Annotated in this window: 12 protein-coding genes; 6 read left to right on the top strand and 6 right to left on the bottom strand. The window is 69.8% G+C overall.

Annotated features, from left to right (window positions below; translation table 11 throughout):
- The coding region (locus tag P1P70_RS09710) for a LacI family DNA-binding transcriptional regulator (protein WP_319236242.1) at positions 1-679 on the bottom strand (679 nt) is incomplete at its 3' end.
- Between the two features lie 101 nt (positions 680-780).
- Positions 781-3177 carry a glycosyl hydrolase 2 galactose-binding domain-containing protein gene (locus P1P70_RS09705; protein WP_319236239.1) on the bottom strand — a complete coding sequence of 799 codons (2397 nt, stop codon included), beginning with the start codon at positions 3175-3177 and terminating at the stop codon, positions 781-783.
- A gap of 171 nt (positions 3178-3348) precedes the next feature.
- Here P1P70_RS09705 and P1P70_RS09700 point away from each other — a divergent pair, with 171 nt between their 5' ends.
- Genes P1P70_RS09700 through P1P70_RS09690 form a run of 3 tightly spaced genes read left to right on the top strand, consistent with a single transcriptional unit; the run spans position 3349 to position 6490 of the window.
- A complete protein-coding gene (locus P1P70_RS09700; RefSeq protein ID WP_319236238.1) occupies positions 3349-4665 on the top strand; it encodes an ABC transporter substrate-binding protein in 1317 nt (438 codons plus the stop codon).
- Entirely contained in the window at positions 4665-5636 is a 972-nt protein-coding gene (locus tag P1P70_RS09695) for a sugar ABC transporter permease (protein ID WP_319236236.1), read from the top strand. The genes P1P70_RS09700 and P1P70_RS09695 overlap by 1 nt, the downstream gene beginning before the upstream one ends.
- Positions 5633-6490 (top strand): carbohydrate ABC transporter permease, encoded by an 858-nt coding sequence (locus P1P70_RS09690; RefSeq protein WP_319236234.1) that lies wholly within the window; start codon positions 5633-5635, stop codon positions 6488-6490. Before P1P70_RS09695 ends, P1P70_RS09690 begins: the two co-directional genes overlap by 4 nt.
- A gap of 105 nt (positions 6491-6595) precedes the next feature.
- Here the strand turns inward: P1P70_RS09690 and P1P70_RS09685 are convergent, their stop codons facing one another.
- From P1P70_RS09685 to P1P70_RS09675, 3 genes are all read right to left on the bottom strand, one after another.
- Positions 6596-7897 (bottom strand): HRDC domain-containing protein, encoded by a 1302-nt coding sequence (locus P1P70_RS09685; protein ID WP_319236233.1) that lies wholly within the window; start codon positions 7895-7897, stop codon positions 6596-6598.
- Between the two features lie 174 nt (positions 7898-8071).
- On the bottom strand, positions 8072-8665 hold the full coding sequence (locus P1P70_RS09680) for a response regulator transcription factor (RefSeq protein WP_319236231.1): 594 nt from the start codon (positions 8663-8665) through the stop codon (positions 8072-8074).
- A gap of 336 nt (positions 8666-9001) precedes the next feature.
- Complete coding sequence (locus P1P70_RS09675; protein ID WP_319236230.1) at positions 9002-9673, bottom strand: DUF3000 domain-containing protein; 672 nt, start codon at positions 9671-9673, stop codon at positions 9002-9004.
- Positions 9674-9880: 207 nt separating this feature from the next.
- Here P1P70_RS09675 and hemE point away from each other — a divergent pair, with 207 nt between their 5' ends.
- The gene (gene hemE, locus P1P70_RS09670; RefSeq protein WP_319236229.1) at positions 9881-10960 is read left to right on the top strand and encodes a uroporphyrinogen decarboxylase; all 1080 of its coding nucleotides are present in this window, start codon (positions 9881-9883) and stop codon (positions 10958-10960) included.
- Between the two features lie 31 nt (positions 10961-10991).
- Here the strand turns inward: hemE and P1P70_RS09665 are convergent, their stop codons facing one another.
- Positions 10992-11873 (bottom strand): helix-turn-helix domain-containing protein, encoded by an 882-nt coding sequence (locus P1P70_RS09665; protein WP_319236228.1) that lies wholly within the window; start codon positions 11871-11873, stop codon positions 10992-10994.
- Between the two features lie 219 nt (positions 11874-12092).
- Between P1P70_RS09665 and P1P70_RS09660 the strand changes: the two genes are divergently transcribed.
- The gene (locus tag P1P70_RS09660; RefSeq protein ID WP_319236226.1) at positions 12093-13124 is read left to right on the top strand and encodes an SDR family oxidoreductase; all 1032 of its coding nucleotides are present in this window, start codon (positions 12093-12095) and stop codon (positions 13122-13124) included.
- 65 nt (positions 13125-13189) lie between these two features.
- Positions 13190-15565 carry an ATP-binding protein gene (locus P1P70_RS09655; RefSeq protein ID WP_319236224.1) on the top strand — a complete coding sequence of 792 codons (2376 nt, stop codon included), beginning with the start codon at positions 13190-13192 and terminating at the stop codon, positions 15563-15565.
- Positions 15566-15572: the final 7 nt, after the last annotated feature.

Below are 15572 nucleotides of genomic sequence, written 5' to 3'. Positions count from 1 at the left end.
CCCCCGAGAAGTCGGTCGCCACCTGCCACGCCCCGGCCAGCCCCAGCCCTCGCGCCACCTGATCGAACGCCGCCGTACGAATGGCCGTGTGCCCCAGCGCGGCAGCGCCCCCCACCCGCGCGATCCGCCGATGCCCCAGCGCCGCCAGATACCGCACCGCCTCCGTCACGGCGGTCGCGTCGTCCGTCCACACGGACGTGAGCCCGCCGGTCAGCGACGGATGCCCGACGGCCACCACCGGCACCCCCAGCCGCCCCACCGCGGCCACTCTCGGATCATCCGCACGGAAGTCGACGAGGATCGACCCACTGACCTGCCGCCCCCGCCACCACGCGTCCTGGAGCCCCACCTCCTCCTCCAGATTCCGCACGAGCCGCAGCAGCAGTGAGCAGGACCGCTCGGTCAGCACGCTCTCCACACCGGAGATGAACTCCATGTAGAACGGTTCGAGCCCGAGCTGCCGGGCGGGCCGGCAGATCGCCAGCCCCACCACGTCGACCCGCTGACTCGACAATGACCGCGCCGCCAGGTTCGGCGCCCACCCGAGCTGCCGTGCCGCCGCGAAGATCCGGTCCCGCGTGGCGTCGGCCAGCCCCGGCTTCCGGTTGAACGCGAGCGACACCGCGCCCTTGGAGACCCCGGCGAGCGCGGCGACGTCCTTGATGGTCACGCGCGGGATCGAAGCCGGACCTGACGACGGAACCGGACTCGACGGCGAAGGTGGACCCGACGACGAAGGTGGACCCGACGGCGTACGCGGTGGCGGAGTCGGTGAGGCGCTCACCGGGCGGGCTCCACGCAGTACAGCACTCGTCGCACGTCCTCCACGTCCGGCCCGCCCTCCAGCCCGCGCACCCCGATGGTCACCCGCTCACCCGGCAGCAGGGTGACCAGCCCGGTGTCGGCCCGCGCCACCGGCCCCAGCCGGTCCGCCTGCAGCAGCAGATCCCGCACCAGCGTCCGCGCCGTCACGGTCACCGCACCCGGCCCGACCTCGACGTCGAACTCCGGCGCCGGATACGGCACTTCACGATCCGGCACCGGGAAGTACACCGCCCGCAGCGGCCCCTCCCCGTCCCTCCCGTCGGCCACCAGGAACTCCTTCGCGCCCACGGGCTCCACCTCACGCGGCACCCGCACCTCGGCCACCGTACGCGCGGCCGCGGACACCTCCACCGCCACCTCGGCGACGACGACCCCCTCCACGGACATCCGCCGCAACCGCAGCCCACCCGGGACCCAGGGCTCACCCGCCTGGTTCACGACGGTCAACACCAGCCCCTCGCCCCGGACTTGCAGGGTCAGCAGCCGGTCCGCGTACAGCCGGCGCAGCTCGTGGTACAGCGGCTTCTCCCGGCCGTCCCCGTCGACCGCCGCCCACGAGGTCACCGGCCAGCAGTCGTTGAGCTGCCACATGACCGTGCCCGCGCACACCGGCCAGTGCGAGCGCCAGTGCTCGATCCCGGCGGCGATCGCCCGCGCCTGGTTGACCTGCGTCAGATAGTGCCAGCGGTCGAAGTCCCCCTCTGGCATCACGAAATGACGCGCGAGCCCCCGCGCCAGCTTCCCGTTGCCGTCCTCGGCCTTCTGGTGGTGCAGCATGCCGGGGGAGTCGGGCGCGAGTTCCTCACCGGGCAGCGCCCGCCGGAGCGTCGCGTACGCGGGCGGCGCCTGCCACCCGAACTCGGCCACGAACCGCGGCACGCTCGCCCGGTACTCCGCGTAGTCCTCCCGGTTCCACACCTCCCAGGAGTGGTGCGTGCCGTGCGCGGGGTTGTTCGGATGCCGGTCCCACGACCCCGACCAGGGACTGCCCGCCGTGTACGGCCGGGTCGGGTCCAGCTCCGCGACCACCCGCGGCAGCAGCCCCAGGTAGTACCCCTCGCCCCACGACTCCCCGGCGAGCCGCTCCTCCCAGCCCCAGTCCCGGAACCCCCACAGGTTCTCGTTGTTGCCGTTCCACAGCACCAGCGACGGATGCGGCATCAGCCGTACGACGTTCTCCCGGGCCTCGGCCTCCACCTCGCCCCGCAGCGGCTGCTCCTCCGGGTAGGCCGCGCACGCGAAGGGGAAGTCCTGCCAGACCAGCAGCCCCGTCTCGTCGCAGACGTCGTAGAAGTCCTCGCTCTCGTAGATCCCACCGCCCCAGATCCGGACGAGATCGACACCGGCCCCGGCTGCCTGCCGCAGCCGCTCCCGGTACCGCTCGCGCGTGACACGGGAGGGGAACACGTCGTCAGGGATCCAGTTCACCCCGCGCGCGAACAGCCGCTCCCCGTTGACGACGAGGGTGAACCCGGTGCCGTGCTCGTCGGCACCCCGGTCCAGCTCGACGGTCCGGAACCCGACCCGCCGCCGCCACACATCGAGCGCGTCGCCCTCGCCATACAGGGTCAACTCCACCTCGTACATGGGCTGTTCACCGTAGCCCCGTGGCCACCACAGCTCCACGCCCGGCACCTCCAGCCGGACGGTGCCCTTCGTCCCCTCGACCTCCGCGGCCGCGGTGACCCCGCCCACCCGGGCCTCCAGCCGCAGTCCCGCCTCGACGGCCGCCCGCTCCACGTCGACGAGCAGCTCCACGTGCCCCGTCGTCCCCTCGACGGTCACCAGCGGCCGTACCCGGGCGATCCGGGCCGTGGACCACCTCTCCAGCCGAACGGGCCGCCAGATCCCGGCGGTCACCAGGGTCGGCCCCCAGTCCCAGCCGAAGGAGCAGGCCATCTTCCTGATGAACTGGAACGGTTCCGGATAGGCGTTCGGCCGGTCGCCGAGCCGTTCGCGCACCGCCTCGGCCTCGGTGTACGCGGAGGCGAAGCGCACCGAGAGCAGACCGCTCATGCCGGTGATGTCGAAGCGGTACGAGCGGTGCATGTTCCGCACCGAGCCGAGGAGTCGGCCGTCGAGCCGGATCTCGGCGGCGGTGTCGAGCCCGTCGAAGACCAGGTCGGTCTGGTCGTGCCCGCCGGCCGCGCCGCCCCCGGGCAGCTCGATCTCGTACGTCCACTCCCGGCGTCCCACCCACGCCACCTCGTCCTCGTTCCGCCCGAGGAAGGGGTCCGGGATCAGGCCGGCCGCCAGCAGATCGGTGTGCACGCACCCGGGCACCACGGCGGCGAGCGGTCCCCGCTCGTGCCGGAGGATCCAGCCCTCGGTGAGCGGTGTGGCGTCCAGCATGCGCACTCCCTAAACCGGTCCAGTCAGTGAGCCGACACGATCGCGAAAGCTTTCGTCAGCCTTGGCGAAATAGGGACTTTACCGGTTCAGTGAACGGCTGCCAGAGTGCCGAACCAGCCATCCACCATCCACCCCACCCGTGCTCGTCCGTCCCGAACGGAGCTGGTGCACATGAACCACCGGAAGACGCTCACCGGAACACTGCTGGCGGCCGCGCTTCTCGCGTCGGGCTGCACCGGCGGCGGAGGAAGCTCCGAGGGCGCCGACGCCGAGGCGGCCGACGACCCGGCGCAGGTGTCCGGATCCATCACGGTCCTCACTCACCGGACGGACATCGTGCAGGACGGCACGATGCAGAAGTACGCCGACGCCTTCAACAAGACCTATCCGAAGGTGAAGGTGAAGTTCGACGCGATCACCGACTACGAGGCCGAAGTCAAGATCCGGATGAACACGGACAACTACGGCGACGTGCTCATGATCCCGGCCGTCATCAAGAAGAACGACTACCCCAAGTTCTTCGCCTCGCTCGGCACCGAGAAGAAGCTGAGCGAGAAGTACCGCTTCACCGGCTTCACCGCCGTCGACGGCAAGGTCTACGGCCAGAGCCCGATGGGCGCGGCCCCCGGCTTCCTCTACAACAAGCGGATCTGGGCCGAGGCCGGCGTCACCGAATGGCCCACCACCCCGGCGGAGTTCCTCACCGCGCTGAAGGCCATCAAGTCCAAGACCGACGCGGTCCCGTACTACACCAACTTCGCCGCGCAGTGGCCGCTGAGCCAGTGGACCGCCGTGAACGGCTCGGTGAGCTGCGACACCGAGGCCACCACCCGGCTCGCCGAGGGCAACCCGTGGGGTGAGGACGGCGAACTGCGCGTCGCCGATCAGCTGTTGTACGACATCGTGCACCAGAAGCTGATCGAGAAGGACCCCGCGACCACCAACTGGGAGAACTCCAAGCCCGAGTTGGCCAAGGGCGAGATCGCGACGGCCTGGCTCGGCAGCTGGGCGGTCATCCAGTTCCGGCAGGCCGCCGAGAAGGCCGGCGCCGACCCCGACGACATCGGGTTCATGCCGTTCCCCGCCCGGGTCGACGGCAAGGCCTGCGCCACCGCCAGCCCCGACTACAACCAGGCCGTCAGCATCCACTCGAAGCACAAGGAAGCGGCCCGCGCCTGGATCGACTGGTTCACCGACAAGTCGGGCTACGCGCAGGACAACCTCTCGATCTCCACGCTCAAGGACGCCCCCCTGCCCGAGGTCCTGAAGCCGTACGAGGAGCAGGGCGTCGAACTCATCGAACTCGACGACGCCGAGGGCGGGAAGGTCAAGGAGATCGACAACGCCTCGGAGGTCGGCATCAACGCGCCCGCCTACCGCCAGGAACTGGTCGACATCGCCCGGGGCGCCAAGGACGGCGACATAGGCGACTTCCTCGACGACCTCGGCAAGCGCTGGACCGAGGCAGCGAAGACCGTGGGGTCCTGATGCCCCAGGCGCGTACGACATCCCCCTCGCACGCGACGGAGAAGGTGGCGCGGCCCTCCACGGCCGCGCCCCGGCCCCCCACGCCACGGCGCGCCCCTCGCGGGGTGCGCCTGTGGCGCGGGCTCACCCCCTGGCTGTTCCTGGCCGTCCCGCTGGCCCTGCTGATCACCTTCACCTACGCGCCGGTCGCCAACATGCTGGCGTACAGCTTCACCGACTGGGACGGCGTCAGCCCCGAGCTGAACTACACGGGCACCGACAACTACGTCGAGATCTTCACCCGTCCCGAGCTGTTCCGGGTCTTCTTCGTCAGCGGCTACTACCTGGCCGCGTCGGCTGTGCAGATAGCGCTCGCCCTCTACTTCGCGACGATCCTGAGCTTCAACCTCCGCTTCCGGAACGTCTTCAAGGGCATCCTCTTCTTCCCGTACCTGATCAACGGTGTCGCGATCGGCTTCGTCTTCCTCTACTTCTTCCAGGACGGCGGCACCCTCGACTCGGTCCTCGCCCTGTTCGGCCACGAGTCGGACCGCGCCTGGCTCGGCACGGAGACCTCCGCGAACGTCTCGCTCGCCGGGGTCTCGATCTGGCGCTACATGGGGCTGAACTTCGTGCTCTTCCTCGGCGCGATCCAGTCGATCCCGGGCGAGCTGTACGAGGCGGCCGAGATCGACGGCGCCAACCGCTGGCACCAGTTCCGGTACATCATCGCGCCCGGCATCCGGCCGGTGCTGAGCCTGAGCGTGATCCTCTCGATCTCCGGCTCGCTCTCGGTCTTCGAGATCCCGTACATCATGACGGGCGGCGCCACCGGCACCGAGACCTTCGTGATCCAGACCGTGAAGCTCGCCTTCCAGTTCAACAAGACGGGTCTCGCGTCCGCCGCCGCGGTCGTCCTGCTGCTGATCATCCTGGCGGTGACATGGCTGCAACGCCGACTGGTCCCGGACGAGAGGGTGGACCTCGTATGACGACGCTCACCACTCCGACTCCGGTGACCCGCAGGCGAGTCGCCCGCACGCTCACCTATCTGTCCCTGGTCGGCGCGTCGGTCGTGGTCCTGCTGCCGCTGCTCGTGGTCCTGCTGACCTCGCTCAAGACCGAACGGGAGATGGCGGACGACAGCGGCGCCCTCACCCTGCCGGACGACTTCCTGAACCTGGAGAACTACGTCACGGCCTTCCGCGACGGCGAGATGCTCGCCGCCTTCGGCAACACGGCCTTCATCCTCTTCTTCGCCATCACCGGAACGGTCCTCATCGGCTCGATGGCGGCCTACGCGATCGACCGCTTCACCTTCCGCTTCCGGAAACTGGTGGTCGCCCTCTTCCTCGTCGCCACGCTCGTCCCCGGCGTCACCACCCAGGTCGCGACCTTCCAGATCGTCGACAGCTTCGGCATGTTCGACACCCTCTGGGCGCCGATCGCCCTCTACATGGGCACCGACATCGTCTCGATCTACATCTTCCTGCAGTTCGTGCGGTCGATCCCGGTCTCCCTCGACGAGGCCGCCCGCCTGGACGGCGCCAACGCCTTCACGATCTACCGGAAGATCATCTTCCCGCTGCTCAGACCGGCGGTCGCCACGGTGGTCATCGTCAAGGGGATCACCGTCTACAACGACTTCTACATCCCCTTCCTCTACCTGCCCTCCGACGACCGCGGCGTCATCTCCACATCCCTCTTCCGCTTCAAGGGCCCCTTCGGAGCGCACTGGGAAACGATCTCGGCAGGAGCGATCCTGGTGATCCTGCCGACCCTGATCGCCTTCCTGCTGCTCCAGAGGTTCATCTACAACGGCTTCATGCGGGGAGCGACGAAGTGAGGGTGCCTACGCGCCGTGGGGGACGGCAGGCTTTTCAGGGGCGGGGAGCTGCGCGATCAGCCACGTACCACCCGCAGTCGCCGAACGACGCAGCACCCACGGCGACTAGGCACCCTTGACCTTCGCCACCGCCGTCATCGCCCCCACCAACACCGGAGTCACCAGTTCCACCTGCCAGGGCCTGGCCCCGTACCCCGCGAGCGCCGCACTCACGCCCTCCGCGTCCAGCGACCCCGGCGGCTCCCAGCACAGCCGCCGCACCGTATCCGGCGTGATCAGGTTCTCCTGAGGCATGGCGAGCTGCTCGGCAAGGGCACTCACCCCCGCCCGCGCCGCTGACAGTCGCGCGGCCGCCGCCGGATCCTTGTCGGCCCAGGCCTTCGGTGGCGGCGGCCCCGTCACCGACTGACCGTGCGCCGGCAGCGCGGAGTCCGGCAGGGCCCTGGCCCGGTCCACCGCGGCCTGCCACTGCTCCAGCTGCCGCCGTCCCATCCGATGCCCGAACCCGGTCAGCGCGGCCAGCGCGTGCGCGTTGACCGGCAGGGCCAGCGCCGCCTCCACGATCGCCGCGTCGCTCAGCACCTTCCCCGGCGACACGTCCCGCCGCCGGGCGATGCGGTCCCGCGCCTCCCACATCTCCCGCACGACCGCCATCTGCCGGCGCCGCCGCACCTTGTGCATCCCGGACGTCCGCCGCCAGGGGTCCTTGCGGGGTTCGGCGGGCGGCGCGGAGGCGATCGCGTCGAACTCCTGCCGCGCCCACTCCAGCTTCCCCTGCCGGTCCAGCTCCTTCTCCAGGGCGTCCCGCAGGTCCACCAGCAGCTCCACGTCGAGCGCGGCGTAGCGCAGCCACGGCTCGGGCAGCGGGCGGGTGGACCAGTCGACTGCGGAGTGGCCCTTCTCCAGGACGTAGCCGAGGACGCCCTCGACCATCGCGCCGAGGCCGACCCGGGGGAACCCGGCGAGCCGTCCGGCCAGCTCGGTGTCGAAGATCCGCGTCGGCACCATGTCTATCTCGCGCAGACAGGGCAGGTCCTGGGTGGCCGCGTGCAGCACCCACTCCACGCCGGAGAGCGCCTCGCCGAGACCGGAGAGGTCGGGGCAGGCGACGGGGTCGATGAGCGCGGTGCCCGCGCCCTCACGGCGCAGCTGCACCAGATAGGCCCGCTGACCGTAGCGGTAACCGGACGCGCGTTCGGCGTCCACGGCCACGGGGCCGGAGCCGGCGGCGAAGGCGGCGATCACCGCGGCGAGCGAGGACTCGTCGGCGATCACGGCCGGAATGCCGTCCCTCGGCTCCAGCAAAGGGATCGGCGCCCCCGCTTCAGAGGATCCGCCGTCGTCCGGAGGGGCGCCTCCGGTGGTTCGCAGGGTCCTGTCTGCTGCGGTCTCTTGGGCGTCGGTCACCTGTCAAGGGTATCCGTGTATGGACATGGCCCGCCGACGGAACGTTCCGCCGACGGGCCTTCCGGGGTCGTAAACCAGTCATGTGTCACACGTGTCAGTGAATGTTCCCGGCGAACCAGGAGAGGCCGGACGGACAGGGAGAATCCCGGCCTCTTGCCGCTCGGGTCCTCGGTGTCAGTGGATGATCCCGGTGCGCAGGGCCACCGCCACCATTCCGGCGCGGTCGCCGGTGCCGAGCTTGCGTGCGATTCGGGCCAAGTGGCTCTTGACCGTGAGCGCGGACAGGCCCATGGAGACGCCGATCGCCTTGTTCGACTGTCCCTCCGCGACCAGGCGCAGTACCTCGACCTCGCGTCCCGACAGCTCCCGGTAGCCGCCCGGGCGGGTGGGCAGTCCGATGTTGGTGCGGGTGCCGGTGACGACGTATCCCTTGACGCCACCGGCGAGGGCGTTGCGTACGGCGCCGATGTCGTCGGCGGCGGAGAGGGCGAGGCCGTTGGGCCACCCCGCCGCACGGGTCTCGGAGAGAAGGGTGAGGCCGGAACCGTCCGGCAGGTGAACGTCTGCGACGCAGATGTCACGGGGGTTGCCGACGCGGGGACGGGCCTCGGCGATGGACGAGGCCTCGATCACGTCGCGGACCCCGAGGGCCCACAGGTGGCGGGTCACGGTGGACCGGACCCGGGGATCCGCCACCACCACCATCGCGGTCGGCTTGTTCGGACGGTAGGCGACCAGGCTTGCGGGCTGCTCGAGGAGAACGGACACCAGGCCTCCTGGGTGCGGGACGGGGGGCGGCTCGCTGGGCTCGTGGGGTTGAAGCCGGGACGAACCGTGCTTTCAAGGTCACAGAGGTCTTCGGCACCAAACCTCTGCTCCTTTAGAGAATGATCACGATTTGGTGAGTAACAATACGTTCAATTCGGACAAATCTTCGATCATTCGAAGATCGAACGGTGTCGCTTCATGTCGATACGCGGCCGAAAGTGGCCGTATCGACAAAGTGATGGTTTCGGTCGGCGTGGTCGCTCGCGCGCGCAGAAAAGGACCGTGCTCCGCGGAGCACGGTCCTTGAAGGGAAAAGGGTTCAGAGGGCTGAGAGGTTCAGCGGGACTGCGGCCCCCGCCGCTGCGGCAGCGACACCACCGCCGCGTCCCCCGGGTCGACCGCCGGAGGCAGGCCCGCGATCTGGGCGAGCAGGTCGCACCACGCGGCGAGATGCGCGGCGGTGTCGGGAACCCCGCCCAGGACCTCGCGCGGGGTCCACGACGCCCGGATCTCGATCTGCGACGCGGCCGGCCGCGCCGCCAGTCCGCCGAAGTAGTGCGAGCTCGCCCGGGTCACCGTCCCGCTCGGCTCCCCGTACGACAGCCCCCGGGACTGCAGCGCGCCCGTCAGCCATGACCAGCACACCTCCGGCAGCAGCGGATCGGCGGCCATCTCGGGCTCCAACTCCGCCCGGACCAGGGTCACCAGCCGGAACGTGCCCTGCCAGGCGTCATGCCCCGCCGGGTCGTGCAACAGCACCAGCCGGCCGTCGGCCAGATCCTCGTCGCCCTCGACGACCGCGGCCTCCAGGGCGTACGCGTACGGGGCGAGCCGCTGGGGTGGCTTGGTCGACTCGATCTCGATCTCCGGCCGCAGCCGGGTGGCCCGCAGCGCTTCGACGGCGGAGCGGAACGGCAGCGGTGCCGTCTCCCTCGCATCGCGCTCCCCCTCCTTCGCGTCGTCCATCCCGCCAGCGCCGTCCGACAGTCGTCCCTGAGCCGCAGCCATGCCGGAACAGTAAGGGGAACGGGGCTCCGGCGCAGGGCAAGACACCCGTGCGCTGGGTCACGGTCGCATCGCGCTGAGCGAACGCGGGCCCCGGCGACGGACGGAGGCGCCGGCCGCACGAGCACCGGTCCCCCTCGCTCCGGCCCGCACCCCCGTCGTCCCCGGCCCGGGCCGTCACTGTCAAGCGGGCGTGCGAGACTTTGCCCCGTGAGTGCCAACGCCAGCCCCTCGGGCCACCAGCCGACCGCCACCCGCGACGCCGTCCAGAACTCAGCCTTCCTGAAGGCGTGCAGGCGCGAGCCCGTGCCGCACACACCGGTGTGGTTCATGCGGCAGGCCGGGCGCTCGCTCCCCGAGTACCTGAAGGCGCGCGAGGGCATCCCCATGCTGGAGTCCTGCATGCGGCCCGAGCTGGTCACGGAGATCACCCTCCAGCCGGTCCGCCGGCACCGGGTGGACGCCGCGATCTACTTCAGCGACATCGTCGTCCCGCTCAAGGCCATCGGTATCGACCTCGACATCAAGCCCGGCGTCGGCCCGGTCGTCGAGAAGCCGATCCGCACCCGTGCCGACCTCGCCCAGCTCCGTGACCTGACCCCCGAGGACGTCTCCTACGTCACCGAGGCCATCGGCCTGCTCACCGCCGAACTCGGCGCGACCCCCCTCATCGGTTTCGCCGGCGCCCCCTTCACCCTCGCCAGCTACCTCGTCGAGGGCGGCCCGTCCCGCACGTACGAGAACGCCAAGGCGATGATGTACGGCGACCCCGAGCTCTGGGCCGACCTGCTGGGCCGCCTCGCGGACATCACCTCCGCGTTCCTGAAGGTCCAGATCGAGGCGGGCGCCTCCGCCGTCCAGCTCTTCGACTCCTGGGCCGGAGCGCTGGCCCCGGCGGACTACCGCCGCTCGGTGCTACCCGCCTCCGCGAAGGTCTTCGACGCCGTCGCCGGGTACGGCGTCCCCCGCATCCACTTCGGAGTCGGCACCGGTGAGCTGCTGGGCCTCATGGGCGAGGCCGGCGCGGACGTCGTCGGCGTCGACTGGCGCGTCCCGCTCGACGAGGCCGCCCGCCGCGTCGGCCCCGGCAAGGCGCTCCAGGGCAACCTCGACCCGACCGTCCTGTTCGCCGGCACGGAGGCCGTCGAGGCCAAGACCCGCGAGGTCCTCGACTCCGCCGCCGGCCTGGAGGGCCACATTTTCAACCTCGGCCACGGCGTCATGCCCAGCACCGACCCGGACGCCCTGACCCGGCTGGTGGAGTACGTCCACACGCGGACCGTGCGTTGACGGAACTCGCCGAGCACCGGCACACCGCGACTCAGTCGGCGTCCGCATCGCATGGGCGTAGCCCGAGCCCGCCTCTGTCGTCCGCCGCGACATAGACCTCGGACAGGTATCCGCTGCGCCCGTCAGGCCAGTCGGCGCGATACCAGCGGTTCGAGGTCACCCCGTGTGTGTTCCGCTCGATGCCGGCGGAGGAGGCATCCTGATTGGTGAGGCGCTCGCCGTGGATCCAGCAGGTTGCCACGAGTTTGGTGCCGCTCCACATGCCGGTGCCCGAAAGCTCACAGTCGCGCAGGGAGCATCGAGAGACCGTCCGGGAGGACAGATACGAGGGAGTGGAGTCCTCCACCAACTGGTCGGGACCGATGGCTACCTTGTTCTGCACCACGATCACCGCCTCCGACGGGGCCGTCGGCGCATCCGACGAAGCGACTATGGCTGCGCACGCGGCGGCGACGGCCGTGGCGCCGACGCACGCGCCCGTCAACCACACCAGCCTGTCACTCCGGGGCAGGCGTAGGCGCCTGGCCCCCTTCCCCGCCTCGTCGCGCTGGTCGACCGCTCCCGTGTGAACGCTCGCCTCCGCGTCCGGCACCGCGTTTGGTCCGGCCGGTGCCGACGGATCACCATGGGCTTCGAGGACACTGCTGGGACGGGAAAGGGCACGGACCTGTTTCCATCGCGCCTCCCACTCCTCCGTGTCGCCACCGCATGCACCGGTGAAGGCCAACGTGACGGCCAGGGTGGGCAGTCGGCGGCCGGCAGCTGCTTCCTGGAGGGTGCTGACCGAGTAGTCGGTGCGCGACGACAACTGTGCGTAGGTGAGAGCGGAAGCCGCACGCAGGCCGCGCAGCCGGAAGGCGAACTCGCGTAACGGCGAACCATCACGCGTCAGCGGCTGTTCTGGGCGTGGCACGTGAACCCCCGTAAATTATCCGGATCTTCGGCATATTGTCCGGACCGGTCCGATGAGTGTCCAGGTCAGCTGTGTGGTCGTCCAGTCGCCTGGATGGGCGTTGTCCGCAGAAGAAACGGACTCGTTGCCGTGGCTCCGCTCCACCGTCACGCTTGCCTCTGGTGCGTCCCTCCCGGGGCACCCGCAGGTGATAACAGCAGACGGGAGTGATGTCGCCTCATGAAGATCCTCATCACCGGCAACCGCGGCTATCTGGGCCGAGTCCTGCACGACCTCCTGCGCGGGGACGGGCATGATGTCGGCGGATTCGACATCGGGCTGTTCGAAGCGAATTTCGCCTCCTCCCTGTGCGACATCCGCGATATCAAGGGCAGCGATATCGCCAGCTTCGACGCCGTGGTCCATCTCGCCGCCGTATGCAATGACGCATGCGGTGAGCTGTCCGCTTCAGCCACCCATGCCATCAACCACGCCGCGACGGTCCGGCTGGCCACCCTCGCGCGAAACGTAGGTGTGGGTCGTTTCGTCCTGGCGTCGTCGTGCAGTGTGTACGGGCACACTTCCCTCAGCGAGGTCGACGAATCCAGTCAGGTCGCCCCGTTGACCGCCTATGCGGCAAGCAAGTTCGCCGCGGAACGTGCTTTGCTGGGTCTCGCGACGGACGGCTTCTGTCCGGTCGCGCTGCGCTTCGCCACCCTGTTCGGCCCGTCGGCGGCCTTCCGGAGCGACATCCTGCTCAACCGTATGGTCGGGACAGCCGTGCGACGGGGCGTCGTCCACGTCAACGGCCCTGACATCCGCAGGCCGATGCTCCACGTCCACGATGCCGCACGTGCCATCGCCCACGTCCTGTCCGCCGAGACGTCCCTCGTCCGGGTAGGTGTGTACAACGTGGGCTGCACCACCCTGAACCACAAGCTGGACGAGGTCGCCGACATGGTTCGACAAGCCGTTCCGACCGCCGAGATCCGCCACCGGCCGGCCACGGACCAAAGGACCTACACGGTACGGTTCGACCGCTTTCGCGATGCCTTCCCCACCTGGTCGCCGCAGCGAGCCGTCGACGACGGAGCCGGTGAACTCGCCTCCTTCTACGGATCGGAAGCGGCACGCCGACAGGTACCGGCAGTCGGGTGGGGCAGCACCGACCGGCTGGCTCATCTGCTGGCCTTGTCCTCGGCCGATCTCATCGGCCCGGACCTGCGCCCGGTCCCACGATTCGAACGGGAATGCCCAGCTCCGCAGGCGTAGATGGGCAACCCCGCGGTCATACAGTCAAGTGAAGACGAAGAGGGGGCAGGGTGGACGCCGAGCTCGTGACACTCGCAGTCAGCGCCGGATCCATGCTCGTGGGTGCCATGCTGACCGACACGTGGACAGCGGCCAAGAACCGGATCGTCGCCCTGTGGCAGCGCTATCAACCCGACGAGGCGGAAGCCGTGGCCCAGGCTCTTGAACAGACGCAGGGCCGCATCATCGGCACGGACGAAGACAGCCGTGCCGCGTACCTGTCGACGGCGGAAACACAGTGGCAGGAACGGCTCAGCGTGCTCTTCTCCGCGCATCCGGAGGCGGCCGGTGCCCTGCTCGGCCTTCTCCAGCAGGCGCCCTCGCGGCAGGCCGCCTGCACCGTACACGGCGACCAAGTCATCAACATCACCGGACTCGGCCGCGCCGACGCACTCCAGCCACGCCAATTACCAGGTGCTACCCGCCATTTCGTCGGGCGGATCTCGGAGATCGACTCCCTCTCGACGCTCATGGCACAGGCTGAGGGAACCGGCGGAATGGTGGTCATCTCCGCCATCGACGGTACCGCCGGCGTCGGCAAGACCACTCTCGCGGTGCACTGGGCGCACCGCGTTGCCCATCTGTACCCGGACGGGCAGCTGTATGTGAACCTCCGGGGCTTCGATCCCAGCGGTGCGCCCGTCCGGCCGGCGGACGTCATCCGCGGATTCCTCGACGCCTTCGGTGTGGACGCCTCCCGCCAGCCTCCCAGTCCCGAAGCCCAAGTCGGCCTCTACCGCAGTCTCCTGGCCGGCCGTCAGGTGCTGCTGGTCCTGGACAACGCCCGGGACACCGACCATGTGCGGCCCATCCTGCCGGGCAGTGCGACCTGCATGGTCATCGTGACCAGCCGCAACCAACTGACCGGCCTGGTCGCCTCCGAAGGCGCTCATCCGCTGACCCTTGGCCTGCTCACGGTGGATGAGGCCCACCAGCTGCTGGCCCGCCGCCTCGGCGCCGACCGGGTCGCGCGGGAACGCGATGCAGTCGCCGACATCATCGAACGCTGTGCGCGTCTTCCGCTCGCTCTGAGTATTGTCGCGGCCCGCACGGCCCAGCGCGCGGGCATGCCGCTGAGCGCTGTCTCCGGCCAGCTGAAGCACGCTCGGGCCGTGCTCGACACCCTGGACACCGGGGACGTCATGACCGACGTACGAGCGGTCTTCTCCTGGTCCTACGGCCTACTCGCCACAGAACCGGCCCGCGTCTTCCGGCTCCTCGGCACGCACGCGGGCCCCGACATCTCGGCAGCTGCCACCGCCAGCCTCACCGCCATGCCCCTGAACAGCACACGGCGTGCCATGGAGCACCTCGCCCGCAGCCACCTGGTCGACGAACGTCTGCCGGGGCGTTACACCTTCCACGATCTGTTGCGTACCTATGCCATGGAGCAGACCGAGACCGCCGACACCGAACTCCAGCAGACGCAGGCCCGCCGACGCGCTGCAGACCACTACCTGCACACCGCACACTCCGCGGCACTGTGCCTGGACCCGCACCGCACGCCACTGACCCTCGCCGCACCCGGGCACGGAGTGGGGCCCGAGCCGGTGAACGACTACGACGCGGCGCTCGCCTGGTACGAGGCCGAACACCCCGTCCTGCTCAACACCCTCGCCCAGGCGAGCGCCAACGGACTGGAGACACATGCCTGGCAACTGGCCTGGTCCCTGACCGACTTCCTGGACCGACGCGGCCACTGGCACGATCAGGTCACAGCGCAGACCCTCGCCCGTGCCGCGGCCGAACGCCTGGACGATCCCCTGGGTCGTGCCTGGACCAGCCGCAACCTCGCACACGCCTGCACCCGACTCGGCCGCTACGACGACGCCTTTCGCCACTTCCAGACCTCCGTCAACGAGTTCGCGGCCCTGGGAGCCGACAGCCTGCAGGCCGGCGTGCGGCTCAACTACGCCTGGGCCTACGAGCTCACGGCGCAGTACGACCGGGCCCTTGAACAGGCCGAGGTGGCGCTCGCGCTGTACAGGGCGCTGGCGGACGAGGTCGGACACGCCCGCTCCCTCAACGCGGTGGGCTGGTACCAGACCCTCTCGGGTGACCACGAGCAGGCGCTGGCCCACTGCGAGGAGGCTCTCCCCCGGCTCCGGCGGCTGGGCGTCCAGCACGACGAGGCCTACACCCTGGAGAGCATCGCCCACGCCCACCGGGGACTCGGCCACCTCACCCAGGCCGCGGACTGCTACGGCGCGGCCCTGGAACTGTTCCGGCGACTCGGGGATCGCTACTACGAAGCAACCATTCACATCCGGCTCGGTGAGATCGACCTCTCGGTGAACCGGCCCACCGCGGCGCGTGACCGATGGGAACAGGCGCTGCGCATCCTCGACGCCCTGCACCACCAAGAGGCCGATGATCTCCGGGCCCGCCTGGAGTGGCTCTGAGGCGGAC

Origin of the sequence: Streptomyces sp. MB09-02B, assembly GCF_033794485.1 — a bacterium.
Lineage (GTDB): Bacteria > Actinomycetota > Actinomycetes > Streptomycetales > Streptomycetaceae > Streptomyces.
Note: the sequence above shows the minus strand (reverse complement) of the source record. Positions and strands in the feature narration are given on the sequence as shown.